Origin of the sequence: Haloflavibacter putidus (assembly GCF_006546625.1) — a bacterium.
Lineage (GTDB): Bacteria > Bacteroidota > Bacteroidia > Flavobacteriales > Flavobacteriaceae > Mesonia > Mesonia putida.
In genome coordinates, this window is the sequence record NZ_VIAR01000001.1 from 1 (window position 1) to 25662 (window position 25662).

Here is a 25662-nt window from a genome sequence, read left to right on the forward strand (position 1 = left end):
TGAAAACTTATTATAACCGTAAAGTGAAAGATGGAAAACATCATATGAGCGTAATTAATGCTGTAGCTAATAAACTTGTATTAAGAATATTTGCAGTAGCCAAAAGAGAGGAACCTTTTGTAAAATTATCTGCTTAAAAGTTTGTTTTTAACTTAGAATGCTCAGCATAAACTTCTCGCCCACATTTCTACTTCTTTCAAAAAAGAAATCCCAACCAAATTAATGATCGGGATTTAATTCTTGTTGGCCTACTAGGGCTCGAACCTAGACTCTTCTGGACCAAAACCAGACGTGTTGCCAGTTACACCATAGGCCAATGCGTCAATGCGATGCAAATTTAATAGAAACTTTGATTATACCAAATAAAAAAATAAAAATTATTGCAATTTTTGACTAAAGCATTTTTCAGAGACAAATAAAGTATTCAGAATAAAGAATTTATAAATGTATAATTTGTTTTATTTTAGTTCAATACCCAACAAAGTTCAGTTTCAAAAATACGAATAATCTATTTGGCTGTTTGTAAAGCCAATATTTAGTAAATACGCGTTACTCAATTCGCAATACTAACTACTCAATACCATTTAACAAACAATCCCAAAATAAATAGTATTTTGCAATATAAATTTTAAAAAAGGCGTTTACGCTTTTAGCAAAAAAAACTATATGGAAGAAAACCAACAAGAAGAAGAACGGCAAAAAAACATCGACTCTGAGTTAAAGAAAACAAATTCAGAAGAAAAAAACACGAAAAAAAGTCACGGACAAATATTAAAAGAACAAATTTCTGAAGGTCAGGAAATCTACAAACGAAGTTCAAAGAGTATATTTTTAAGTTCGTTTACCGCCGGTTTAGAAATTGGCTTTAGTTATCTTTTGCTTTGCACCCTCTTCTATTTTCTAACCGGTATTTTTACGGAAGAAGTAAATTTTAAAATGCTTGCTCTGGTTTATCCGTTTGGTTTTTTGATGGTTATTTTAGGACAATCTATTTTGTTTACCGAGCAAACTTCGCTTTTGAGCCTACCGGTTCTTAACAAGAAGCAATCTGTATGGAAACTTTTAAAGTTATGGACCATTGTAATTATCGGCAATTTAATTGGTGGTTATCTTATTGCCTTGGTTCTGTTATGGATTGGTCCCAAGCTACATATTTTCGATATGAAAACCGTAGAAAAAATCGCAATGCACGTAACTGAAGCTGCATCGTTTAGTATTTTTGTGAGCGCCATTTTAGCGGGTTGGTTAATGGGTTTACTCTCCTGGCTTATTACCTCCTCAAAAGATACGGTAAGTCGTATTTTAATTATATTCGGGATAACCGCTACCATGTCTTTTACCGGTTTACACCATAGTATAATTGGTAATGTAGAGGTTTTTGCGGGTTTGGTGAGTTCAGAAAAAATACAGCTTTTAGACTATGCAAAATTTCAGAGTTTAGCTTTATTGGGCAACGCCCTTGGCGGAGCTGTTTTTGTAGCTCTCTTAAAATACCGCGCTTTTAGCGTAAATTTTCCGGTAGATTAAATTAGGTGTTGGTGATAAGCTGTAAGCTATAGTCTATATTAAATGAATTAAAATTAGCACCAATTGTATAGTGTATAGCGTATAATGTAATATTGTATTTTATAAATTTTATAGGAAAGAAATTAACTAATTGACCAATCCCGAATATACCAAATTAACTAATTTATAAATCACTAATACACGAATATTCGATTATACCATTATAAGAAAAACGCCCCACGAGCAACGAAAAACGAACAACGCACAACGCCTAGCAATTAACTGAATCCCTAATTTCCAATCCGCCAATTGTATAGTGTATAGCGTATAATGTAATATTGTATTTTATAAATTTTATAGGAAAGAAATTAACTAATTGACCAATCCCGAATATACCAAATTAACTAATTTACATATCACTAATTACTAATTAACTAATCCCCAAACCACGAAAATACCTCTCCATAAAATTTTATAGATTAATTTTCGTTCCTAAAACAAGCAAATATTATTAAATTCGCCCTCGAGTGATTTTTAAACCATTATAATGAAGAATTTCAACTTTAGCCGGTGGAACCAAATTTTAGGTTGGGCCGTTTTCTTAATAGCTTTAATTACCTATACGTTAACGGTAGAGCCCACTACCAGTTTTTGGGATTCTGGAGAATATATTTCTACCTCCGCAAAGTTACAAGTAGGTCACCCGCCGGGAGCGCCGTTTTTTCAAATGATGGGCGCTTTCTTTTCTATGTTTGCCCCAGACGCAGAAAATGTAGCTTTTATGGTAAATATGCTTTCGGCTGTAGCTAGTGCTTTTACCATTCTATTTATGTTTTGGTCTATCTCGCTCTTGGTAAGAAAGATTTCGGGACCGGCAGAGACTTTATCCGGTTCAGAAAAAATTGCCGTTCTTGGCAGTGCTGCCGTTGGCAGTTTGGCCTTTAGTTTTACCGATAGTTTTTGGTTTAATGCAGGAGAAACCGAAGTTTATGCAATGGCAAGTTGTTTAATGGCTATTATGTTTTATCTGGGCCTTTTATGGGAACGCGATATGTTTAAACCCCGCGGCAACCGTTGGCTTATTTTAATCGCATTTATTATTGGACTTTCTTTTGGGGTGCATTTTATGGCTTTGCTTACCATTCCTGCAATCGGTTTTTTATATTACTTTAAAAACGTAGAAAAAATAACGGTTAAGAATTTCATTTTCGCCAATCTTATCGTGGTGGCCATCTTACTGTTTATCTTTCTATTATTGCTACCGTACACGCTTACTTTCTTTGCGGAAGCAGAAGTGTTTTTTGTAAACAGTATTGGCTTGCCGTTTAACTCCGGTACTATAATAGCCGGTCTTCTTGTAATTGCTGCATTTTATTATTTGCTTCGGTACACCCGAAAAAAAGACTTTATACACGCCAACACTTTTGTGCTGTGCATTCTCTTTATTTTTATAGGATTTTCCAGCTGGATTATGTTACCAATTCGTGCCAACGCCGGGACGGTAATTAACGAAAACAGTCCGGATAACGCCAGAGAATTATTGGCGTATTATAACCGCGAACAATACCCGGACAATAGCTTGTTTTACGGTCCGCAATTCTCCGATATTTTTGGCACTTTAGACCCGGACACTCCATATATAGACGACAAACCGAAATACGAAGAAAACTACGAAACCGGCACCTACGAGATTGTAAACAACTACAAAAATGCTAAGCAAAACTCCGGTCCGCAGCACAAAGCTTTGTTACCACGAATGTGGAGTACAGAACACGCCTCTAATTATATGCAGTTTACCGGGGCTTTAGATTTTAGCATAAAACCCGAATACAGAAGTGAACAGCAGTTGGTGCAAACCGTTCGGGAGTTTAAAAAAGCTTATGCCTTAAACCAGATTACCAACGAAGATTATATTTCTTTCCTTCAGCAATTTAGTCAGTATTTAAATGTCGAAAAACCTACTATGGCGTCCAATCTTCGTTATTTGTTCGAGTTTCAAGTAGGTTATATGTATTGGCGCTATTTTATGTGGAATTTTGTTGGGCGTCAAGACGATGTACAAGGTAAATATAACGACGTACACGGTAATTGGCTTAGCGGAATAAACTTTTTAGACGAGATAAGATTGGGCTCACAAGAAAATTTACCTTCCGATGTAAAAAATAATAAAGCCCGTAATACTTATTTCTTTTTACCGCTTATTTTAGGATTGCTCGGTTTGGTTTTTCAGTTAAAAAACGACAATAAAAACTTTTGGGTATTATTGGTGTTTTTCCTCTTTACGGGAATTGCACTAAAAATTTACCTCAACGAACGTCCTTTTGAACCACGCGAACGCGATTATGCCTTGGTTGGTTCTTTTTATGTATTTGCCATCTGGATTGGTTTTGGGGTTTATGCCTTATTCGATTTGCTGCGCGATCGCCTAAAACCCAAAATAGTAGCGCCACTGGTTACCGTGGTTTGTTTACTTGCCGTTCCCGGGATTTTGGTTTCTCAAAACTGGGACGATCACGATCGTTCAGATAGATATACCGCGCGTTCTATGGCAAAAATGTATTTAGACTCTGTAGAGCAAAACGGCATCTTGTTTACCATTGGAGACAACGATACTTTTGCGCTTTGGTATGCGCAAGAAATTGAAGGCTACCGCACAGATGTACGCATTATAAACACCAGTTTATTGGCTACTTCTTGGTATATCTCGCAAATGAAAGAAGCCGCTTACAAAAGTAAACCGGTAGAAACTATTTTAGAGAGAGAAGATTTTCATTACGGCACCAACGATTATATACGCTATTACGAAGATCCACGAATTAAAGATACCTTACTTATTAAAAAGTGGATACAATATATTGCGAGTGATAACCCAACCACCCAAGCAGAAATGCAAAATGGGCAAACAATTAATACTTTTCCTACCAAAAATGTACGCATTCCGGTTAACCCGGAAAAAGCGATTGCCAGCGGAATTGTAAAGGAGGAAGACCGCGATAAAATTGTACCGCATATCGATTTAGAGATTGGTAGTGAAGTTATTTATAAAAACACTTTACTAATGTTAGACATTGTAGCCAACGCAGAATGGGAAAGACCTATTTACTTTACCGGCGGCAGCTTTGGCGATGCCAACTATTTATGGATGAAAGATTACTTACAATTAGACGGCGTTTGCTATAAATTGGTGCCAATACAAACCAAAATAGATCCGGAAACCCCATACGATATGGGAAGAATAGATACCGAAAAAATGTACGAGATTGTTACCAATTGGGATTGGGACAATAATGGTAGCGATGACATTTATCACGATCCGGAAACCCGTAAAAATTCGATTACTTATCGTGGTAACTTGGCGCGTTTGGTAGAAAATTTACTGAAAGAAGGTAAAACCCAAAAAGCAAAAGAGATTTTAAATTTGGGTATGGAAAAAATGCCGGTAGATAAATTTGGCTATTACACACTTTTAGAACCCTTTATTAGTGGTTATTATCAAATTGGAGAAAAAGAAAAAGCGCGAGAAATTTGGCGAGAAGTAGCAGGAAAGTACAAAGAAACCCTGCAATATTACAGTCAGCTTAGCTTAGACAGACAATACCAAATGGGCGAAGAGATAATTACCAATATAGAGCGTTACCGCAGCTTGGTAGATTTGTTGCTGTATAACCAAGACGAGCAATTAATAGAGCAAGAAGCCAAAAAGTTTAATGAGCATTTGCAACTCTTTGAACACTTTTACGAAGATGAAGAAGACTATGATCCGGCGCAGCAACAAGAGCAAATAGACCCAAATCAAGAAGATTTGCTGCCAGATAACAACCAAAAGCCATTACCAGTTGACTCTGCCCAAAGCACCCCGCTACCGTAAGTTTTTAGATTACTTAAAGTTTATACGCGTACCGGCCATAATGAAACGCTTTTATTCCAACTATGTTTGGAATAAAAGCGTTTCTAAAAAAAACTTATACTTAACTTTTGACGATGGCCCAATTCCTGAAGTCACTCCCTGGGTTTTAAAAACCCTAAAAGAATACCAAGCCGAAGCAACTTTTTTTTGTATTGGCGAAAATGCAGAAAAACATCCCGAACTATTTAAACAACTTTTAGCTTCGGGAAATGCGGTTGGCAATCATACACATAAGCATTTAAACGGTTGGAAAAGCAATACCAAAACCTATTTAGAAAATACAGAGCAAGCCAATACAATAATACAAAGCAAATTATTTAGACCTCCTTACGGAAAAATTCGCGCAAAGCAAGCTAATTATTTGCTACAAAAAGGATATAAAATTATAATGTGGAGTGTTTTGAGCAGAGATTACGACGCTTCTGTATCGCGAGAAAGATGTCTTAAAAATGTATTGTACTATGCAAAACCGGGAAGCATCGTTGTGTTTCACGACAGCCTAAAAGCAGAGAAAAACCTACGCTATGTTTTACCGAAGGTTTTAGACTTTTACAGCAAAAAAGGGTATTTATTTAAAAAACTTTAAGCATTTTTTTGAACAGCCTCCACCAAACTTTCCACCGCAAGGTTACCCGCTTCTTGCCACAGTAATTTTTCGTTTTTATAAATCATAAAATTAGGGAGGTGGTTAATTTTCAAAGCTTGCACTAACTTTTCGTTGCTTTGTGCATCTATTTTAATAACCCTGGAATCTAAGTTTGGAGCGGCCGCCACTTTTTTAAGCTTGTCTTTAAGACCCTCTACTTGCTCTGGGTTTTCGCTATCGTAAAAACAAAGCAAGACCGGTTTTTCAGATTGTATTAAACTCCCAAATTTTGCCATAAATTTTTATTTTGAAAATAAAATTAAGCAAGGTGTTTAAAACCACCAAAAGATTAGGAAATTGTTAAGATTAATTCTATTACCTCTCCAAGTTTTTCAAAAACATAAAGCCTTTTTTGCAGTACTACGGCAAAAAGGCTTTGTTTAATTTAATAAAATTTACTATTAGTTAATACTTAAGTTAAAAGATCGGATATTCATGGTTCCTGACCCAGAATTAGCTTGCACCCAAACTTCAACAGATTCTCCCGGCTGTAAGCGTACAGTACCGTGCAACGGCACAGCCAAAGTGCCAGAATTTGTAAAAAACCCGGTACTACCTTTTGAAAAAACTTTGGTATTATTTAAAGCAACAACTTCAGAGCTATTTTTCTTTACCACATAAAAGACTAATTCTGGCGCATCTGCAGCGCTATAAGATAAAGAACCATTTAATTGGAATGTACGTCCTCGCAGACCATTGTAAGTGAGTTCATTATTATCATGACTAAATAGCAGCCTATTAGTTACTTGTGTGATAACGTTAAGTTTAGTCCCGCTGGAAGAGTTATAATTACTGTTTACCGCAGAACCTTGATAAAACATACTAGCATTAGCAACTGCATCTTCTTCCCGGGTAATCCCTGCTGTATTAACTTCCCATTTATTATCAAAATTATAATTAGGATAAGAATTAGTTGTATAACCATTAACCCTTGTTCCGGAGCCTGAAAAATTCACGCCGTCTATAGAAGCAGAATTATTAATAGTAGGATTAGAACTAACATCTATACCGGTTTCTCCAGCATCTGTAACTACTCTACCTCCACTGTATTGCACGTCAGTAAACGTACCGTTTAAACTTAAAAAAGTGCCATCATTTTGTTCTGTCCAAAAAATATTGGAAAGTAAAAACGAATAAATATTTACGGCCTCTAGCCCATTCTGGTTATTTAAAAATTGTACGGTAGTTAAAAGAACAAGGTTAAAGCCTTCCAGTTTACCAATACTGCCAGCTCCTGTGAAAAAGAGATTGTTTAGAATCAAGTTTTCTACACCGGTACCAGTAATTTGAAAGAGTTGATTACCATTTCCATTTATAATCATATTCCGAATAACACCTCCTTTATTACCGGTAAATAGAGAAGATCCAGTGTTATTAATTAGAATATCCCTGTTGGTATTTTTTCCACTAAGATAAGCCCCATTTAAATCTATTGGAGTGTTTACCGCAACACTCCCGTTTATTTCATATAAAACGTTTTCGTCTAAGGTTATTTTCCCGCCGCTAGCTTCTGGAAAATCACTTTCCTTTTTAATTATTTTAAAGTTGTCGCGTGCATTCTTCTCACTATTCAAGAATTTTACCCACTGGATATCTGCTTTAGTTCCTTGATTGTAATAATAACCATCTAAATCTGTATCATAAACAAGTAACGAATTAGCCGGGTCTACAATAGCTTCTCTTTGAGCGGTAGTCATTCGTGGAACCAACAAACCACTGTCTTGCGATTGAATGTCCAGACTCGCAGATTTGTCCGGCTCTGTAGTATTTATACCAACTTGCGCTTGAAGCATAAGTGTTGGAAAACTCAATAAAAAAATTAGTAGTATTCTCTTCTTCATCATTTAATCTTTTTGTCCGTTTAAGAGACAAAAATACAGATTAAATGTATAAATAAATGTTAAACTACTGATTTCTTTAATTTTAACACACTAATTTCTGGCCACATACCAACTCTACCCGGATAGGCTAAGAAACCAAAACCGCGGTTAACATTTATAAACCTGTTTTTTTCTTTATAAATACCTGCCCAATGTTTATATCTAAATTGTGCCGGACTCCATTTAAACCAACCGGGAATTTCAATGCCAAATTGCATGCCGTGTGTATGACCGCTTAAGGTTAATTGGTAATTTTTATGGTGATCTCTAATGCGCTCTTCCCAATAAGACGGGTCGTGACTAAGCACTATTTTAAAATCTTTATCAGAAAGATTTTGACCGGCTTTATCTATATCGCCGTGTTTTACAAAACCGCCGGTACCCCAATTTTCTACCCCAACAATTGCTATTTTTTGTTGGTTGCGTTCTAGTATTCTATGCTCGTTTAAAAGTAAATCCCAGCCCATTTCTTTTTGGGTGTGTTTTAGCTGTTGTAGGTTTTCCTCTTTTTCCTTAGTGGAATTCCACTTTACATAATCGCCATAATCGTGGTTTCCTAAAATAGAAAAAACGCCATCTTTGGCTTCCAGATTTTTAAAGAGGTTTTTCCAGCTTTTCATCTCGTCTGCGCGGTTGTTTACCAAATCTCCGGTAAAAAATATGGCATCGCTTTGTTGCTGGTTAATCAAATCTACAGCGTATTCTATTTTCTTATGGTTGTCAAAACTTCCGCTGTGTACATCGCTAATCTGGGTTATTCGGTAGCCGTCAAAAGCTTCGGGGAGATCATCAAAAGTTAATTCGTACTCCAAAACTTTAAAATTATACTTGCCGCGCCACATTCCGTAAAGCAAAGAAGCAAATGGTATTGCCGCAATTCCTAATGCCAAAGTACTCACAAAATTTCTACGGGACGGCAAAGCTTCTGCACCAGATTTTGTAAATATTTTCTGATACCCTGCATAAAGAAATCGCAAAATATCTTCGCCAAACATAAAGAGTACAATCACTACTTCGGCAGCCAAAACTGCCAGAACAAAGCCAAAAGCCAAACTTCTGTTTCCCGTAAAAGCACTGCCCGAAGAAGGTTGCAGCCAATAGTATAAAAAATAAGAAAGCACCAAAGTTACCACCCCAAGAAAACCAAAGTGCAAATACGTATTTTTAGTAAGGGTTTTTACGGCTTGAAAACTGTACCAAGTGAGTAAACAATAAAGCGTTATAAAAATAAACCAGCGCATAGTAAAATTTTGAGTCGGCAAATTTAACGCAATACTTGTTCCTAAAACTTACTTTCTCAATATTTTAACGTGTGTGAAAGAATTAGTTTTTGATTTGAACTTCATAAAAATTCTTAAAACACAAAAATTTTGCATTCTAAGAAGCTTTTGTTCATTTTCTTTGCTGTGTATTCCTCTCGTTTTACTCGTCGGATACAGGCGAAAACCCTTTGGCTTAAGCTTAAGATAAATCAAGCCAATTCCCAAATAGATTTGGGAAGACAAAAATTTTTTACGGAAAAGCTTCGCTATACTGAAGAAAAAGGATTTAAAAAATTTAAATTTCATATAGTTCATATTACTAAAAAAGGAATTGCCACATTTTTTCTATTTTGTTTAAATTACCCGTAATTTTGACTTTCAATATTAAAATTCCCGAATGTTATGGCCAATCAAAAACGCCTTTTCTTATTAGACGCTTATGCTTTAATTTTTAGAGGCTATTATGCCCTTATCAAAAACCCGATTATAAATTCTAAAGGCCAGGACACTTCTGCCATAATGGGTTTTGTAAATTCTTTGTTTGATGTTATAAAAAGGGAAAAACCAGACCATTTGGCCGTTTGTTTTGACAAAGATGGCAGTGCAGAACGCACAGAGCTTTTTGCAGAGTATAAAGCCAACAGAGACGCCACGCCAGATGTAATAAAACAATCTATCCCAATAATTCAAGACATTTTAAAAGCCATGCACATTCCGGTGGTAGAACTTTCGGGACTGGAAGCAGACGATATTATTGGCACCTTGGCAAAACAAGCCGAGAAAGAAAATTACCAGGTTTTTATGGTAACACCAGATAAAGATTTTGCGCAGTTGGTTTCTGAAAATATTTTTATGTACCGCCCGGCAAGAATGGGAAATAGTATTGAAGTTTGGGGAATTCCGGAAGTGCAAAAACGCTTTGGTGTAGAAAAACCGGAGCAGGTTATAGATTATTTAGGAATGATGGGCGATGCCTCGGATAATATTCCGGGATTGCCCGGCGTGGGCGATAAAACCGCCAAAAAATTTATCAAAAAATATGGCGGCATGCAAGGTCTGTACGAAAATATAGACGAGCTAAAAGGCAAGATGAAAGAAAAGGTAATTGCCAATGAAGAATTGGGTCGCTTGTCCAGAAAACTCGCTACTATCTTTACGGAATGTGACGTAACTTTTAACGAAGAAGATTATGAACTTTCCAAACCCGATGCAGAAAAAGTAGTGGAAATTTTTCAAGAATTGGAGTTTAGAAGATTGACAGATCAATTTGTAAAAATGTTTAACGAAGGGAGTGAATCAGATAAAGGTCTTACTACTACTAACGCAAAAGCTAAGCAAAAAGACGAAAAGGTAGCCGGCGCCGGACAATTTTCTCTTTTCGGAAACGATACTTCTAAAGGAGATTTGGATGCCGAAGATTTTCAAGGTTACAAAAATTTAGAAAACACGCCGCATTTGTATCAAAAGGTAGAACCGGGAATGGCAACCAAGTTGTTTTTAGAACGTTTGATGAAACAAAAATCGGTTTGTTTTGATACCGAAACCACTAGCCTAAATACCAACCAAGCAAGTTTGGTGGGTATTGCCTTTAGTTGGGAAACCGGCAAGGGTTATTATGTGAGTTTTCCGGAAGATCAAAAAGAAGCCCAAGAAAAAATAGAGCAATTCCGTGCATTTTTTGAGTCGGAAGCAATCGAAAAAGTTGGTCAGAATTTAAAATACGACATTAAGGTTTTGGCCAATTACAACATAGAAGTAAAAGGCAAGTTATTTGATACAATGTTGGCGCATTATATCATCAATCCGGATATGCGCCATAATATGGACGTACTTTCGGAAACGTATTTAAATTACCAACCGCTTTCTATAGAAAAGCTTATTGGCAAAAAGGGGAAAAACCAAAAATCTATGCGTAGCGTCCCCCTAGAAAAACAAACCGAGTATGCCGTAGAAGATGCTGATATTACCTTGCAATTAAAACAATTCTTTACGGAAGAACTAAAAGACGCCGATAATGAAAAACTGTTTAACCAAATAGAAATTCCTTTACTACGCGTTTTAGCAGAAATGGAATTGGAAGGCATTCGTATAGACCGCGATTTTCTAAAACAACTTTCAGAAGCTTTGACCACAGACATTGCAGAACTGGAAAAAACCATTTACCAAGAAGCCGAGGAAGAGTTTAATATAGGTTCGCCAAAACAGCTGGGCGAGATTTTGTTTGGGAAGATGCAGCTGGTAGAAAAACCCAAGAAAACCCGTACCGGTCAGTTTTCTACCGGAGAAGAAGTTTTATCTGACTTGGCCGGCGAACATCAAATTGTTGCAGACGTTTTGCAATGGCGCGGTTTGGTAAAACTTAAAAATACGTATATAGATGCCTTGCCGGAAGTAATAGAAGAAAAAACCGGACGTGTGCATACCCAATATATGCAAACCGTAGCGGCAACTGGCAGGTTAAGTTCTAACAATCCTAATTTACAAAACATCCCAATTCGTACCGAGCGCGGCAGACAAGTCCGTAAAGCTTTTGTACCACGCGACGAAAATTATGTTTTGCTCGCCGCCGATTATTCGCAAATAGAATTACGAATAATAGCTGCTTTAAGCAAGGAAGACACGATGATAAAAGCTTTTAAAAACGGCGAAGATATTCACGCTTCTACCGCAGCCAAAGTTTTTGATGTTCCTATGGAAGAAGTTACCCGCGCCCAACGTAGCAATGCCAAAACCGTAAATTTTGGGATTATTTACGGCGTTTCTGCTTTTGGCCTAAGCAACCAAACCGATTTAAGTCGCGCAGAAGCAAAAGAATTGATTGACACCTACTATAAAACTTATCCAAAATTGCGCAGTTATATACACGAGCAAGTAGAATTTGCCCGCGAGCACGGTTATGTTTCTACCGTTATGGGAAGAAGACGTTATTTAAAAGACATAACCGCTCGTAACCACGTGGTACGAAGCGCAGCAGAACGCAACGCGGTAAATGCGCCAATACAAGGAAGTGCGGCAGATATTATAAAGGTGGCAATGATTAACATTCAGAAGAAATTAAAAGATAAAAATTATAAATCTAAAATGTTGCTGCAAGTGCACGATGAGTTGGTGTTTGATGTACATAAAGACGAGTTGGAAGAATTAAAAGCCCTAATCAAAACCGAAATGGAAAATGCTTTTAAACTAGAAGTTCCGTTAGATGTAGAAATTGGAGTTGGGCAAGATTGGCTGGAAGCGCATTAGATTTAGGCGGTGGGTATTAGGTTTAGTAAAAATTTAGGCAGATGAAAACGATTATATTTTATGCTTGTTTATTAATTGCAATTGCTTTGTTGGTAAACATCGTTTTTATTTTTATAGAAGGTTTAGAACAATTAACCACCTATGGCTATGCTTATTTATTTGGAAAAATTATTGTTTTCTTGGGTTTTGCGACGCTTTCGTATTTTTTAGGGAAAAGAACAAGCAGGAAATAACTATTTTAAGTTTACAAGATAAAAAAACGCTTATGAAATTCAGTAAAGAATTTAAAGAAGCAGTATTGCATTTATCTGAAAAGGAAAAAGATAAATTGCTTATACGTTTACTGAAAAAGGATAAAAATTTAGTAAACCAGTTATATTTTGAACTTTTAGACGATAAAAGTTTGGAAGACCGGCGCGAGCTTATAGAAGAACAGATTCGAGAGCGAGGCCGGGAAATCGCACAAGAAGCAAAATCGCTTAATCAGCTTAAAGTGCTTACCAGTTTTTTAAGTGGCGATATAGCCGAACACGTGCGCACTACCAAAGATAAATTTGGGGAAATTTCGCTAACAATACTTCTGCTCACTACGGTAATAAAAAACGCGGAAGAATTATTCGAAAAGACCCATCCGGTCCACGCACAAAAATTCTGTATTTACGTAATAGCGCGTTCGTTTAAGATTTTGGTTCTTTTACAAAAAATGCATGAAGATATACTTTTAGAATTTGAAGACAGTTTACCGGAATTAGGAAAGGCCATTGCCAGCGAACATTTGCTGATGAAAACTGCCATTAACCACGGTTTAGACGTAAATTGGTTGATTTTAGAAAACAACATCCCCGAAGATATTGCAGAAATACAAAAAGAAGTAAAACGAATGGGGTTCTTGCGCTAAGCGTTGTTTGTTTTTCGTTTTTCGTTGGGTGTTTTTGGTTGAACGTCGTTCATCAAATACCAATTCCTACTTTTAATAATATTTTCCGCATATAGCTTATTGCATATAGCGTTGCTCGTTTTTTGTTTGGCGTGTAATCGAGTAGTAGTGATTTGTTAATTGGTTAATTTGAGATTAGATGGTAGAAATTGATTTAAGAAAACCATCAAAAAAACTGTCATTCTGAAAAAATCTGATCAACGGAAAGATTTTATTCAGAATCTCTCGGTTTAGAAGTGTTCGTTTCGCGTTGGGAGTTTCGCATTTAGCGATATTTGCTGGGCGTTTTTCGATTTTCTTTAAATCCCAATTCCTACTTTTAATAATATTTTCCGCTTATAGCTTATAGCTTATGGCATAAAGCGTTGCTCGTTCTTTGTTTGGCGTGTAATCGCTTATTCGTGTAATCGAGTAGTAGTGATTTGTTAATTGGTTAATTTTAGATTAATGTGTTTTTTGCTTAAACTCCTTGAAAAGCTTCAATATACATTATACACTATACTATTTTTATTCCGCTTACAGCTTAAAGCGTAGTGCATAAAGCGTTATTTGTTGTTCTTTTTTAGTACCATTTCTTCTTTCTTCTGTCATGATTCTCTTTCGTCGTGGTTCGTGGTTCTTTTTTGTCTTGATTCTTTTTTATCGTAGTTCGTGGCTCCTTTTTCAAAGTAATGACGTATTGGACAGAAAACTTTTCTCGCCTTACAGCTTATCGCATAAAGCGTATTCACTTTCAACTACTTGTGACTGAGTGGTTATTTTAAAATAATAGCTTAGGCTACTTGCTAAATAAATTTATAATTGTATTTTTGCACCCCGTTTCCCTAAATTGGGAAAGGGCAAGGAATGTTTAATTATTAAAAAAAGTTAGTGTGGACACATTAAGTTACAAAACAGTATCTGCCAACAACCAAACTGTAAATAAAGAGTGGGTTGTAATGGATGCTGACGGACAATCGCTTGGTCGCCTTGCTTCTATTGCTGCAAAGTATATTAGAGGTAAGCACAAGCCAAATTTCACCCCACACGTTGACTGCGGCGACAATGTAATAATCATTAATGCAGAGAAAGTCAACTTAACCGGTAAAAAATGGGAAGCGAAAGAATATATTCGTTACACCAATTACCCAGGGGGACAAAGACGTTTAACCGCGCAAGAATTATTTGACAAAGATCCAACAAGAGTTGTTGAGAAAGCGGTTAAAGGAATGCTACCTAAAAACAAATTAGGATCGGCACTTTTTAACAATTTAAAGGTTTTTGTAGGCGGAGAGCACAAGTATGATGCGCAAAAACCAAAAAGTATTAATTTAAACGAACTGGTGTAAATGGAGACAATTCACAAAATAGGTCGTAGAAAAACTGCTGTTGCGCGTGTTTACTTATCGGAAGGTAAAGGAAACATCACCGTAAACACCAAAGACCTAAAAGATTATTTTACCACCGGTACACTTCAGTACAAAGTGAACCAAGCTTTAATGTTAACCGGCAACGAAGAGAATTTTGATGTTTCGGTAAATGTATTTGGCGGTGGAATTACTGGGCAAGCAGAAGCAATACGTTTGGCTTTATCTAGAGCAATGTGTGAGCTAGATGCCGAAAATCGTAGTGTTTTAAAGCCAGAAGGTCTGTTAACGCGTGACCCAAGAATGGTAGAGCGTAAGAAATTCGGTCAGAAGAAAGCCCGTAAAAAATTCCAATTCTCAAAACGTTAATTGGTTTTGGAAAGCTTTTGCTTTTCAAAAAGTATTTAATTTTAACAATAAAGTTTGTTGTTATCCCAAAGGCCAAAATTTTGGGAGTTAGTTTAGCATCTAAATAGGCAAGGCCGTTACAAATAATTTGTAAGCCACTTGTTTATTGCTATCTCAACAGAACGTAAACTATTACAAAAATGGCAAAAAACATAGAAGTAAAAGACTTACTGGATGCAGGTGTACACTTTGGTCACCTTACCAGAAGATGGAACCCAAATATGGCACCTTATATCTATATGGAGCGTAATGGGATTCACATCATAAACCTATACAAAAGTGCTGCAAAAATGCAAGAAGCCGGAGACGCGCTTAGCAAAATAGCAGCCAGTGGTAGAAAAATTTTATTTGTTGCTACCAAAAAACAAGCAAAAGAAATTGTTGCTGAAGAAGCAGAAAAAGCAAACATGCCATACATTACCGAGCGTTGGCCCGGTGGTATGTTAACCAACTTTGTAACCATTAGAAAAGCGGTTAAAAAGATGGCTTCTATAGACCGTATGAAAAAAGACGGCACCTTTAATTCTCTTTCTAAAAAAGAGCGTTTGCAAGTAAGCCGTTTGCGCGCAAAATTAGAAAAGCAGTTAGGCTCTATTACAGATATGACCCGTTTACCGGGCGCACTTTTTGTGGTAGATATTACCCGCGAACATATTGCGATTAAGGAAGCACAGAAATTAAACATTCCTATTTTTGCAATGGTAGATACCAACTCAGATCCGCGAGAGGTAGAATATGCCATTCCAGCAAATGATGATGCTTCCAAATCTATCAAAAAAGTGGTTTCTTATGTTTCTGATGCTATTGTAGACGGTTTATCTGACCGCAAAGCAGAAAAAGAAGCAAAGAAAGAAGCTGCCAAAAAAGAAGAAGCTACTAAAAAAGCTGCCAAAGCCAAACAGCCAAAAGCAGAAGCGCCTTCTACAGATAAAGAAGACAAAAAAGCAATGAAAGAGGCTAAGGAAGACGTGAAATTAGAGTCTAAACAAGAAACCTTAGACAAAGCTTTGTCAGACAAAAAAGAAGACAAAAAATAAAATCTTTTATGGGATAAGTCGTTTTGTAAACTAAGTTTTTAACAAACGACTTATTTTTTCAAACTATAAAACACAAAAAATATGGCTAAGATAACTGCTGCTGAAGTAAATAAATTAAGAAAAACCACCGGTGCCGGAATGATGGACTGTAAAAAAGCTCTTGTAGAGGCAGATGGTGATTATGATAAAGCAATTGAAGTGCTTCGTAAAAAAGGTCAGAAAATTGCTGCTAAGCGCGCCGACAGAGAATCTTCTGAAGGAGCTGCTATTGCAAAAGTAAACGATGACAAAACCCGCGGAGTAATTATCTCTTTAAATTGCGAAACAGACTTTGTTGCTAAAAATGAAGACTTTATACAATTGGCTAACGATTTTGCTGGCTTGGCTTTAGATTACAATTCTAAAGAAGAATTCTTAAACGCAGATTTTAAAGGTCTTAGCGTAGAAGAAAAACTTACCGAGCAAACCGGAGTTATTGGTGAGAAAATAGAAATTGGTGCTTTTAAAACTTTAGAAGCTCCATTTGTAGGTTCTTACATTCACGCCGGTAACAAAATTGCTGTATTAACCGGCTTGTCTAAAGCGGTTGATGGCGCAGAAGATGTTGCAAAAGACGTTTCTATGCAAGCTGCTGCTATGAATCCTATTGCTTTAAACGAAGACGGCGTACCACAAGACGTTGTAGATAAAGAAATAGAAATAGCAAAAGAAACGTTGCGCAAAGAAGGCAAACCAGAAGAAATGTTAGATAAAATTGCTCAAGGTAAAATAAAACGTTTTTATAAAGACAATACTTTGGTAAACCAAGTATCTATTAAAGACAGTAAAACTACCGTGCAAGAACACGTACAATCTTTAGGAAAAGACGTAAAAGTTGTAGGTTTCGAGCGTGTAGCTTTAGGCTAAAATTTTTATTAAAATTCTAGAAAAAACCACTTTATCTATCTTGATAAAGTGGTTTTTTTATGCAATGCTTTTGCGCAAAAAGATTATCACTATATTTGCAAAACTTATCAACACAACCTATGCAATATAAACGAATTCTTTTAAAACTCTCCGGCGAAGCTTTAATGGGAAAACGCCAGTACGGAATTGACCCCGAGCGCTTGGCAGATTACGCCCAAGAAATTAAAAGCGTAACCGATAAAGGTATTGAAGTTGCCATAGTAATTGGCGGCGGAAATATTTTTAGAGGCGTAGCCGGTGCCAGTAAAGGTATGGATCGTGTGCAAGCAGACCATATGGGTATGCTGGCCACCGTAATAAATGGTTTGGCTTTACAAAGCGCTTGCGAAGATGCAGATGTACCAACAAGATTGCAATCTGCTGTAAAAATAAACGAAGTTGCAGAACCTTTTATTAGACGTAAAGCTATGCGCCATTTAGATAAAGGTCGCGTAGTAATTTTTGGTGGTGGCACAGGAAATCCTTATTTTACCACAGATTCGGCAGCGGTTTTGCGAGCAATAGAAATTAATGCCGATGTTATTTTAAAAGGAACCCGGGTAGACGGCATTTACACCTCCGATCCGGAAAAAAATCGCGAAGCAACCAAATTTGATTTTATCACTTTTGACGATGTATTACGAAAAGGTTTAAAAGTTATGGATACCACTGCTTTTACCCTAAGCCAAGAAAATGAATTGCCCATTATAGTTTTTGATATGAATAAACCCGGCAATCTGCTAAAAGTAGTTTCGGGAGAAAATGTAGGCACCAAAGTAAATCTTTAAACCTAATTATAACAAAAAAGACCTAAAATAAATTTACAAGATGGAAGATGTTAATTTTATAATAGAAAGTACAGAAGAGTCTATGCAAATGGCCATTAAGCATTTAGAAAAACAATTGCTTAATATACGTGCCGGCAAAGCCAGCCCTACTATGCTTAGCAGCGTAATGGTAGATTATTATGGCTCGCAAACACCCTTAAATCAAGTTGGTAACGTGCACGCTCCAGATGCCAGGACTATTACAGTTACCCCTTTTGAAAAATCTATGATTCAAGAAATTGAAAAAGGTATTCAAATAGCCAATTTAGGTTTTAACCCTTCCAACAATGGCGATATGGTAATTATTAGCGTGCCGCCACTTACCGAAGAACGCCGTAAAGAACTAGCTAAACAGGCAAAAGCAGTAGGCGAAGAGGCCAAAATTGGTGTTAGAAACGACAGAAAAGCTGCCAATAATGATCTTAAGAAATTAGATATTTCTGAAGATGAACTGCGAAGTGCCGAAAATGAAATACAAGAACTTACCGATAAATACATCAAAAAAATAGATAACATCTTAGAGAATAAAGAAAAAGAGATTATGACGGTATAATTGACTTTATTCCTAATTTAAGACTTAAAGCGACCTTAGTGTCGCTTTTTTTTATATTTTTCGATAACTTAAAAAATAAATAAATGCTGCGTTTCCTTATCGGAATAGGTTTGTTTCTACTGCCATTATTTATGGTAAGTCAACACCGGCAAATTAGCGGAAAGGTACTAAACGCCAACACGCAAAAACCGCTTCCGTATGCCAATGTTTATACCCAACATTCGCTTACGCCAAGTCTTACCAATGTTGATGGCACATTTACTTTAAAAGTAGCAGATTCGGTTTCTAAAATAATTGTAAGTTATCTCGGTTTTCAAAATAAAACCATTACAATAAAAGATAAAAAAGAGCTATTGGTAAACTTATCGCCCAAGCGTGAAGCTTTGCAAAATATTGTTCTTACCCCAACCCGCAAACTTGCCGAAGAAATTATTGCAAAAGTTATTGCCAGAAAATCCCAAAACAATAGTAGAGAAAGATTTGATGCCTATAGCTATAAAAACTACAGCAAAACTATTATAGACGACGAAGATAGCCTATTAACTTTACGAGTAGACACCACCAATACAGAAGTACAAACCATTTTTAATCAAGGACGCTCCTACTTATCAGAGCAAGTAAGTGTTTATAAATTTACTCAAAAAAAAGGTTTAAAAAAAACAATAAAAGCAACCAGAACGGCAGGTTTTGAAAGTCCTGTGTACGAATTGTTAAGCCTAAAAATACAATCGGAATCTTGGTACGAAAAAGATTATACCGTTTTTGGAACAGATTATGCCGGCCCTTTAACCAAAAACTCCTTTAGGAATTACCGCTACAAAATTTTAGACACTACCCAAACCAAACGTCCTGCTTATTTGGTTTACTTTCAGCCCAAGCGGCAAAAAGCAGTTGCCGGTCTAGAAGGCGTTTTATATATAGATACCTTAAACTTCGGATTGCAAAAAGCTGTGGGGCAATTGGTTGGAGAAGTAGATATTAAAGCGCAACAAGATTTTAAATACTTTCCGGAAGAAGACATTTGGTTTCCCGTAAAGAATACGCTAACCCTAAAACCCGGTACAAGTGGTAAAAAAGTTTCCATCTTTGGCGGAAATATTTCTTTAGGAAGCCTTCCCGAAAGAAAAAAAACAACACAAAACCTTTTTTTACAATCGGTTAGCACTAATCAAAACATACAATTTAACCCGCAATTAGACATTCCTAAAAATAAAAGCGCCGTTTCTATAGTACCAAATGCTGCTAAAAAACCTGCAGCTTATTGGCAAGAAAACAGAAGTTTGCCTTTTACCGCAAGAGACAAAGCCACTTTTAAAAAAGTAGATAGCATTATAAAAAAAGAGAATATTGCCAGAAAGATAGATATTATTCAAAACTTTAATATTGGTTATTTTCCCATTGGTTTTTTTGATGTAGACTTACGCACCCTCATAAAATACAACGATTACGAAGGTTTACGTCTTGGTTTTGGCGGAAAAACAAACGCAAAGCTTTCCGAAAAGTTTAGATTAGAGGGCTATGGCGTTTACGGTTTTAAAGATGGGGCAATTAAGTATAGCCTTGGCGGCGGAATTAGACTTAACAAAGAAAAAAACACTTGGCTAAACCTAAATTACACAGACGATGTTAACGAAGTTGGCTCTTATTTTTACCTTACAGATGCCCGCGTATATTCGCTTTTTGAGCCGCGTTTGGTAAACATTAATTTTTACTACAAATACAAACAATGGCGCGCCGCATTGCAGCACCGTTTTTCTCCCAATTTAATGAGTGAGTGGAAAATTTCTAAAAGCGATATTACCCAAACCGGCTCATACCGCTACGAGCATGAAGGCAAATTTTACAAAGATTATACGCTTTCAGAAGCTACCGTATCGTTAAGATGGTCGCCTTTTAGCACCTATTTAAAAGCACCGGATAAAACGATAGAGCTGGAAGTTGGCTACCCACAAATCTCTTTCCAAGCCACGCAAGCTTTTAGCAATGTCTTAGATGGCGATTACAGCTTTACCAAATTGGGCGCCAAAATAAATTATACCATCAATCGGATTACCCAAAACAACACCGAGTTTATTTTAGAAGGAGATTATGTAACCGGCGAGGTTCCGCTTACGCATAGTTTTCACGCTTTTCCCAATAATCCTAATAAAGAAACAGTTTTAAACAGGTTTTCAGTAGCAGGACGAAGAACTTTTGAAACCATGTTTTTTAGCGAATTTTTTAGCGATCGTTTGGCTAGCTTACAGGTGAAACATTTTTTTAGGGAATTTGATTTCGGTAAATACAGCAAGCCGCAAGTGGTATTGATTAGCAGACACGCCATTGGCAATATGAGCGATGTAGATAAACATTACGGACTAAACTTCAACACCTTAGAACACGGCTACTCTGAGTCTGGTTTTGAAATTAATAAAATACTTTACGGATTTGGTTTAAGCTTTGCTTACCGCTATGGTGCTTATCATTTACCCCAGTGGGACGACAACCTTTCGTTTAAGTTTACTTTTTATTTTAAGCTTTAATTAGCGTTTTTAAGCTTTAATTAACAAGCATTTTATACCTTTGCAACCGCTAATTTTAAGCTATGTTTAAACTATTCAGCTTCGGATTTTGGAACATTGTAGCCAGAACTATTTTAAGAAACCGGGTAATTATTTTATTACTGGTTTTGGGAATGACTGTTTTTTTGGCAATGCAATGGAAAAATATGCGCTTCTCTTACACCGAAGCCAACTTGCTGCCGGACGACCATCCGGTAAACCAAGAATACCAAAAATTTTTAGATAAATTTGGAGAAGAAGGCAACCTCATCGTTATTGCCACCAACGATTCTGCTCTATTTACGCCAAAAAACTTTCAAGCTTGGAATAAGTTAGCCACAAAATTAGATTCTTTTTCTGCGGTAGAATATACCATTGGCATTGGCAATTTAAAAAAGTTAAAAAAATTCAGTAATCCCAACAGGTTTGAGTTGGTACCGCTCATAGATTCCGGTATTTCTTCTAAAGATACCATTGCCGACTATAAAAACGAGCTGTTTGAAAAATTGCCTTTTTACGAAGGTTTGGTTTACAGCAAACATTCTAACACCGTGCAAACCGCGGTGTATATGGATAAAGAAGTAGTCAATTCTAAAGAACGAAAGATCTTTGTTCTAAACGATTTGGTACCGCTAATAGAAAATTTTGAAACAGAAACCAGAATGGATATTCGCGTGTCCGGAATGCCCTACATTCGCACGCTTAATTCGCAAAACATTATAGACGAAATACAGTGGTTTGTTGGCGGAGCACTTTTGGTTACCAGCCTTATTTTCTTTTTCTTTTTTCGCTCTATCCGGGCAACCTTAATTTCTATGCTTACCGTAATTATTGGAGTAATGTGGGCGTTTGGAATTTTAGGTTTGTTGCATTACGAAATCACGGTTTTAACTGCTATAATTCCGCCACTTATTATTGTAATTGGTATTCCCAATTGTATTTTTCTTATCAATAAATACCAGCAGGAAATTAAGAACCACGGGAACCAAGCCAAATCGTTGCAGCGCGTTATTACCAAAGTTGGTAATGCTACTTTAATGACCAACGTAACTACCGCTTCGGGTTTTGCTACTTTTATTTTAACCGAAAGTACGCTTCTTAAAGAATTTGGTATTGTGGCATCTATAAACATTCTGGCCATTTTTATATTGAGTTTGCTTATTATCCCCATAATCTACAGTTATCTGGCCTTACCAAAAGAGCGGCATTTAAAGCATTTGGGCAAAACCTGGTTAGAAGGTTTTGTAAACTGGATTACCGGGATGGTAAAAAACCGTCGTATAAGTATTTATATTGTGTCAATTATAGCTCTGGTAGCCAGTATAATTGGCATTTATACCATAAAAGTTTCCGGCAGTTTGTTGGAAGATATGCCAAAAGAAGCGCAATTTTTTAAAGATATTGAGTTTTTTGAAGAAGAATTTGATGGCATTATGCCAATGGAGTTTTTAATTAACACCAACCGCAAACAAGGCGTTTTAAAACTTTCTACTTTAAAAAAGATGCAAAAATTAGACGAGCTTATGGTAGATATTCCGGAGCTTTCTAAATCTGTTTCGGTTTTAAATTTGGTAAAATACAGTAAGCAAGCCTATTATAACGGCAAGCCAAAATACTACCAGCTCCCTACCCGGCAAGAGCGTAATTTTATCTTTCCGTACCTAAAAACTTTAGAAGGCGAAGGTAATATATTAGATGCTTATGTAGACAGTACCGGCCAATTCGCACGGATGACCGTTTTTATGAAAGACGTTGGCACGGATGAAATGGAGCGCATTGAAGCCAATTTATGGCCTAAAATAAACAAGATTTTTCCGCCGGAGCGTTACGATGTAAAAATGACCGGGAAAGCCTTGGTTTTTCAAAAAGGAACCAAATATTTAATCAAAAACCTTATTATATCGCTTTCGCTTGCCATTTTGTTAATTGCACTTTTTATGGCCTGGATGTTCCGGTCGTTTAAAATGATAATAATTTCGCTTATTCCAAACCTCTTACCACTTCTAATTACCGCCGGAATGATGGGCTTTATTGGCATCCCGATAAAACCTTCTACCATTTTGGTGTTTAGTATTGCTTTTGGGATATCTGTAGATGATACCATTCACTTTTTGGCAAAATACCGGCAGGAGCTTAAACAGAATAACTGGAAGATTAAAAAATCTGTTTTTGCCGCTTTACGCGAAACTTCGGTGAGTATGTTTTATACTTCTATTGTCTTGTTTTTTGGCTTTTCGGTATTTATGATAAGTAGCTTTGGCGGCACAGTTGCTTTGGGCGGCCTGGTTTCTACCACCTTGCTTTTTGCTATGCTATCTAATTTATTGCTTTTACCTTCTCTTCTACTTTCGTTGGAAAAAAGCATCGCCAACAAAGAAACTTTAAAAGAACCTCATCTTAAAATTATAGACGATGAGGAAGAAGAGATTGCGGATAATAAGGAATAATTACCAATTTAATTTCTATAAAAAAGCAAAATTCATTTCTTCAAAATGAACTGTGCTTAAAAACAAATTAATGCTTTATAAAGTTAGGTCTGATTAAGAATCGTATACTAATTGTTATAAGGAAAGCAGTAATTAGATAATATATAAAATGAAAATTTACGGAAATTGCAAAAGTTGTAAAGCTGAAATAAGTTATCGTACAGAAGCCACGACCCGGGTAGAGTTTGCAATGCGCGATGGCGAAACAAAAAAAATTAATTGCAAGAATTGTGGCTCTAATAGGCAATTTCACGTAGATGAATTATATGCCAAAGAGTCAAAAACACCTGTTTTGCTCACCGGAATTACTTTCACGGCAACACTATTCATCAGCCTTTATTTTTGGTTTTTTACAGAAAACGATTTGGTATATTTTGCTTTTGGCCTTCCCGTTGTTGTTTACGTAATTCTAAGCAAACAAGATCAACTCCGGGTTACAGCCTTTAATAAACGCAAGTTAAAAGGCCGTACGCATGCTGTTAATTTAAACTAAGGCTGCGTAAGATTTGTCTTGCTATCTTCAACTTTCTTAAATTAAGAAAAATCACGAATAAATTTTTAGCTCAAGCTAATTCTACCTTTATAGATAATTTTCGTAATTTACTAAGTGATTAAAAAAAATTATGAATAAATTTTACAACCTATGCTTGATCTGCATCGTGGTTTTTTGCAGTTCTTGTATAAGCATAGAATTTAAAAACCCAAGTAAAACTTCCGAAAAGAGACCTTCTTCAGAAGTTTACTTAGATAGCCTTTCTAAAGCTACAAAAATAGACAAGAAGCATTTTTATTACGTTTCAACGGAATCTGATAGTACTTTTTTACAAAACATACAGGCTTCTATAGTGTCTTTTGTAAAAGGAAACCAATCTACTTCTATAGATAAAATTATGGTAACTAATAAAAATGGCGCTACCGTGCCATTAAATACTTGCGGAGCCGATAAATCTATATCTAAAGAAGAAATAGAAGATTTTTTAAAAGGCGAAAAAACGTACGATGACTTGGTCTTAAAGTCAATTAAAACTAAAGAAAACTATACTTTTCCGGAAGATGAAATTGTTTCGTTCGTTTTATACAGCAAAAAAGTAGGAGCTTTTATGCAACCGGAACTCAACCGTGTAAAAGACTTAAAAGAAAAATACAACATCAATTTTATAATTGTTTCTATGGATTTGGAAGAACTCCATAATATTCCCGATATTTGGGATAATGCCATTTTTTAAATTGTATGATACACCGCAAACTTCTATTTTTTCTCCTTGCCGGGTTGTTTCCCGTTGTAAGCATTTTGGCACAAAACGCTAACAATACTTCCTATATTCCTAAAAACAGTATTTGGGTTGGCGCAAAAGCAGGTCTCACTTTTTATGATAATGAACTCGCGCGCCTTAACGAAGCCACTTATTTAGGTCAAGAAATCAATAATTCCGTAAAGGCAGAAATCGTTCCGCAAATAGATTATGCCCTCTTCGATAATTTTTTGGTTGGCGCCCAACTGGGTTTTGGCTATGCCTATTTTGAAGAAGACAGCGCCAATTTTAGCAGCGCATCGCAAAATTATAAAATTGGTCTGCAAGCAGCTTACCATTTACCAATAATTGAACAAGTACATATCTTTACGGAAATCGGAGGAAATTATAACTATTTTAAAACAAAAGAAGAAAATAGCAACTTGCAACTAAGCGGTGATAATTCGTATTTTAAATCGTATCTAGACGTGGGCGTTAGCTTGGCCGCCTCTAAACAATGGTTATTTTTAGTAGTGTTTAAAGATGTGCTGAGTTACCATTCTTCGTTACCAAACTTTTCAGGGAAAGAAGATTTTGAAGGCGGCGTAGTTTTTAAAGACTTTATCAACTACCCACATTTTTCGGTAAAATATAGGTTAGAATAATAATTTCTCTTTGTAAATACGCTTTACTTATTTTTCTGTAGAAAACTTACCTTTAAAGCATAAAGATGTTCCTCGCAACGAATTCACGCAATCACAAAACAAGCAAAGACATGAATTTATAGCAAGAATACTTCTGCGCTGCTTTGCGTTTTTTCCTTTGCGCTCTTTGCGTGGAATAATACGTGACTTTTCCATAAAAAATAAATTAGCAACCCGTTCTTAAAAAAGACAAAAGCAAGTCG

Annotated in this window: 20 protein-coding genes and 1 tRNA gene; 17 read left to right on the forward strand and 4 right to left on the reverse strand. The window is 36.2% G+C overall.

The annotated features are described in order from the left end of the window. Window positions 1–243 precede the first annotated feature (243 nt). A tRNA-Gln gene (locus FKR84_RS00010) sits at window positions 244–316 on the reverse strand. A gap of 350 nt (window positions 317–666) precedes the next feature. Here FKR84_RS00010 and FKR84_RS00015 point away from each other — a divergent pair. From FKR84_RS00015 to FKR84_RS00025, 3 genes are all read left to right on the forward strand, one after another. Continuing rightward, a complete protein-coding gene (locus tag FKR84_RS00015) occupies window positions 667–1527 on the forward strand; it encodes a formate/nitrite transporter family protein (RefSeq protein ID WP_141420131.1) in 861 nt (286 codons plus the stop codon). 526 nt (window positions 1528–2053) lie between these two features. Next, complete coding sequence (locus FKR84_RS00020; protein ID WP_141420132.1) at window positions 2054–5374, forward strand: glycosyltransferase family 117 protein; 3321 nt, start codon at window positions 2054–2056, stop codon at window positions 5372–5374. After that, window positions 5343–5999 carry a polysaccharide deacetylase family protein gene (locus FKR84_RS00025; protein ID WP_317129095.1) on the forward strand — a complete coding sequence of 219 codons (657 nt, stop codon included), beginning with the start codon at window positions 5343–5345 and terminating at the stop codon, window positions 5997–5999. The genes FKR84_RS00020 and FKR84_RS00025 overlap by 32 nt, the downstream gene beginning before the upstream one ends. Here the strand turns inward: FKR84_RS00025 and FKR84_RS00030 are convergent. The 3 genes from FKR84_RS00030 to FKR84_RS00040 form a co-directional block, all read right to left on the reverse strand. After that, entirely contained in the window at window positions 5996–6295 is a 300-nt protein-coding gene (locus tag FKR84_RS00030; RefSeq protein ID WP_141420133.1) for a thioredoxin family protein, read from the reverse strand. The two genes, FKR84_RS00025 and FKR84_RS00030, sit on opposite strands and share 4 nt — an antisense overlap. Before the next feature lie 165 nt (window positions 6296–6460). Then, entirely contained in the window at window positions 6461–7900 is a 1440-nt protein-coding gene (locus tag FKR84_RS00035; protein WP_233357608.1) for a cell wall anchor protein, read from the reverse strand. Window positions 7901–7959: 59 nt separating this feature from the next. Further along, window positions 7960–9180 carry a metallophosphoesterase gene (locus tag FKR84_RS00040; protein ID WP_141420135.1) on the reverse strand — a complete coding sequence of 407 codons (1221 nt, stop codon included), beginning with the start codon at window positions 9178–9180 and terminating at the stop codon, window positions 7960–7962. Window positions 9181–9603: 423 nt separating this feature from the next. On the opposite strand from FKR84_RS00040, the gene polA reads away from it, so the two are divergent. From polA to FKR84_RS00110, 14 genes are all read left to right on the forward strand, one after another. Further along, window positions 9604–12444, forward strand: a complete 2841-nt coding sequence (gene polA / locus FKR84_RS00045; protein WP_141420136.1) for a DNA polymerase I — start codon at window positions 9604–9606, stop codon at window positions 12442–12444. Between the two features lie 41 nt (window positions 12445–12485). After that, window positions 12486–12677: a hypothetical protein gene (locus tag FKR84_RS00050; RefSeq protein WP_141420137.1), complete on the forward strand. Its 192-nt coding sequence runs from the start codon at window positions 12486–12488 to the stop codon at window positions 12675–12677. Between the two features lie 32 nt (window positions 12678–12709). Further along, window positions 12710–13342 (forward strand): hypothetical protein, encoded by a 633-nt coding sequence (locus FKR84_RS00055; protein ID WP_141420138.1) that lies wholly within the window; start codon window positions 12710–12712, stop codon window positions 13340–13342. 911 nt (window positions 13343–14253) lie between these two features. Beyond that, on the forward strand, window positions 14254–14709 hold the full coding sequence (gene rplM, locus FKR84_RS00060) for a 50S ribosomal protein L13 (RefSeq protein ID WP_141420139.1): 456 nt from the start codon (window positions 14254–14256) through the stop codon (window positions 14707–14709). Further along, on the forward strand, window positions 14710–15096 hold the full coding sequence (gene rpsI / locus FKR84_RS00065; RefSeq protein ID WP_141420140.1) for a 30S ribosomal protein S9: 387 nt from the start codon (window positions 14710–14712) through the stop codon (window positions 15094–15096). Between the two features lie 179 nt (window positions 15097–15275). Beyond that, complete coding sequence (rpsB, locus tag FKR84_RS00070; protein ID WP_141420141.1) at window positions 15276–16172, forward strand: 30S ribosomal protein S2; 897 nt, start codon at window positions 15276–15278, stop codon at window positions 16170–16172. 81 nt (window positions 16173–16253) lie between these two features. Then, entirely contained in the window at window positions 16254–17078 is an 825-nt protein-coding gene (tsf, locus tag FKR84_RS00075) for a translation elongation factor Ts (protein WP_141420142.1), read from the forward strand. Between the two features lie 119 nt (window positions 17079–17197). Beyond that, window positions 17198–17905 carry a UMP kinase gene (gene pyrH / locus FKR84_RS00080; RefSeq protein WP_141420143.1) on the forward strand — a complete coding sequence of 236 codons (708 nt, stop codon included), beginning with the start codon at window positions 17198–17200 and terminating at the stop codon, window positions 17903–17905. Window positions 17906–17945: 40 nt separating this feature from the next. Continuing rightward, complete coding sequence (gene frr / locus FKR84_RS00085) at window positions 17946–18497, forward strand: ribosome recycling factor (RefSeq protein ID WP_141420144.1); 552 nt, start codon at window positions 17946–17948, stop codon at window positions 18495–18497. Window positions 18498–18580: 83 nt separating this feature from the next. Continuing rightward, a complete protein-coding gene (locus tag FKR84_RS00090) occupies window positions 18581–21019 on the forward strand; it encodes a DUF5686 and carboxypeptidase-like regulatory domain-containing protein (RefSeq protein ID WP_141420145.1) in 2439 nt (812 codons plus the stop codon). A gap of 62 nt (window positions 21020–21081) precedes the next feature. After that, window positions 21082–23484: an efflux RND transporter permease subunit gene (locus FKR84_RS00095; RefSeq protein ID WP_141420146.1), complete on the forward strand. Its 2403-nt coding sequence runs from the start codon at window positions 21082–21084 to the stop codon at window positions 23482–23484. A 148-nt stretch (window positions 23485–23632) separates the two neighbouring features. Beyond that, window positions 23633–24016: a hypothetical protein gene (locus FKR84_RS00100; RefSeq protein ID WP_141420147.1), complete on the forward strand. Its 384-nt coding sequence runs from the start codon at window positions 23633–23635 to the stop codon at window positions 24014–24016. A gap of 130 nt (window positions 24017–24146) precedes the next feature. Next, window positions 24147–24749, forward strand: a complete 603-nt coding sequence (locus FKR84_RS00105; RefSeq protein WP_141420148.1) for a hypothetical protein — start codon at window positions 24147–24149, stop codon at window positions 24747–24749. A gap of 5 nt (window positions 24750–24754) precedes the next feature. Continuing rightward, window positions 24755–25420: a hypothetical protein gene (locus FKR84_RS00110; RefSeq protein ID WP_141420149.1), complete on the forward strand. Its 666-nt coding sequence runs from the start codon at window positions 24755–24757 to the stop codon at window positions 25418–25420. The last annotated feature ends 242 nt before the right edge of the window (window positions 25421–25662 follow it).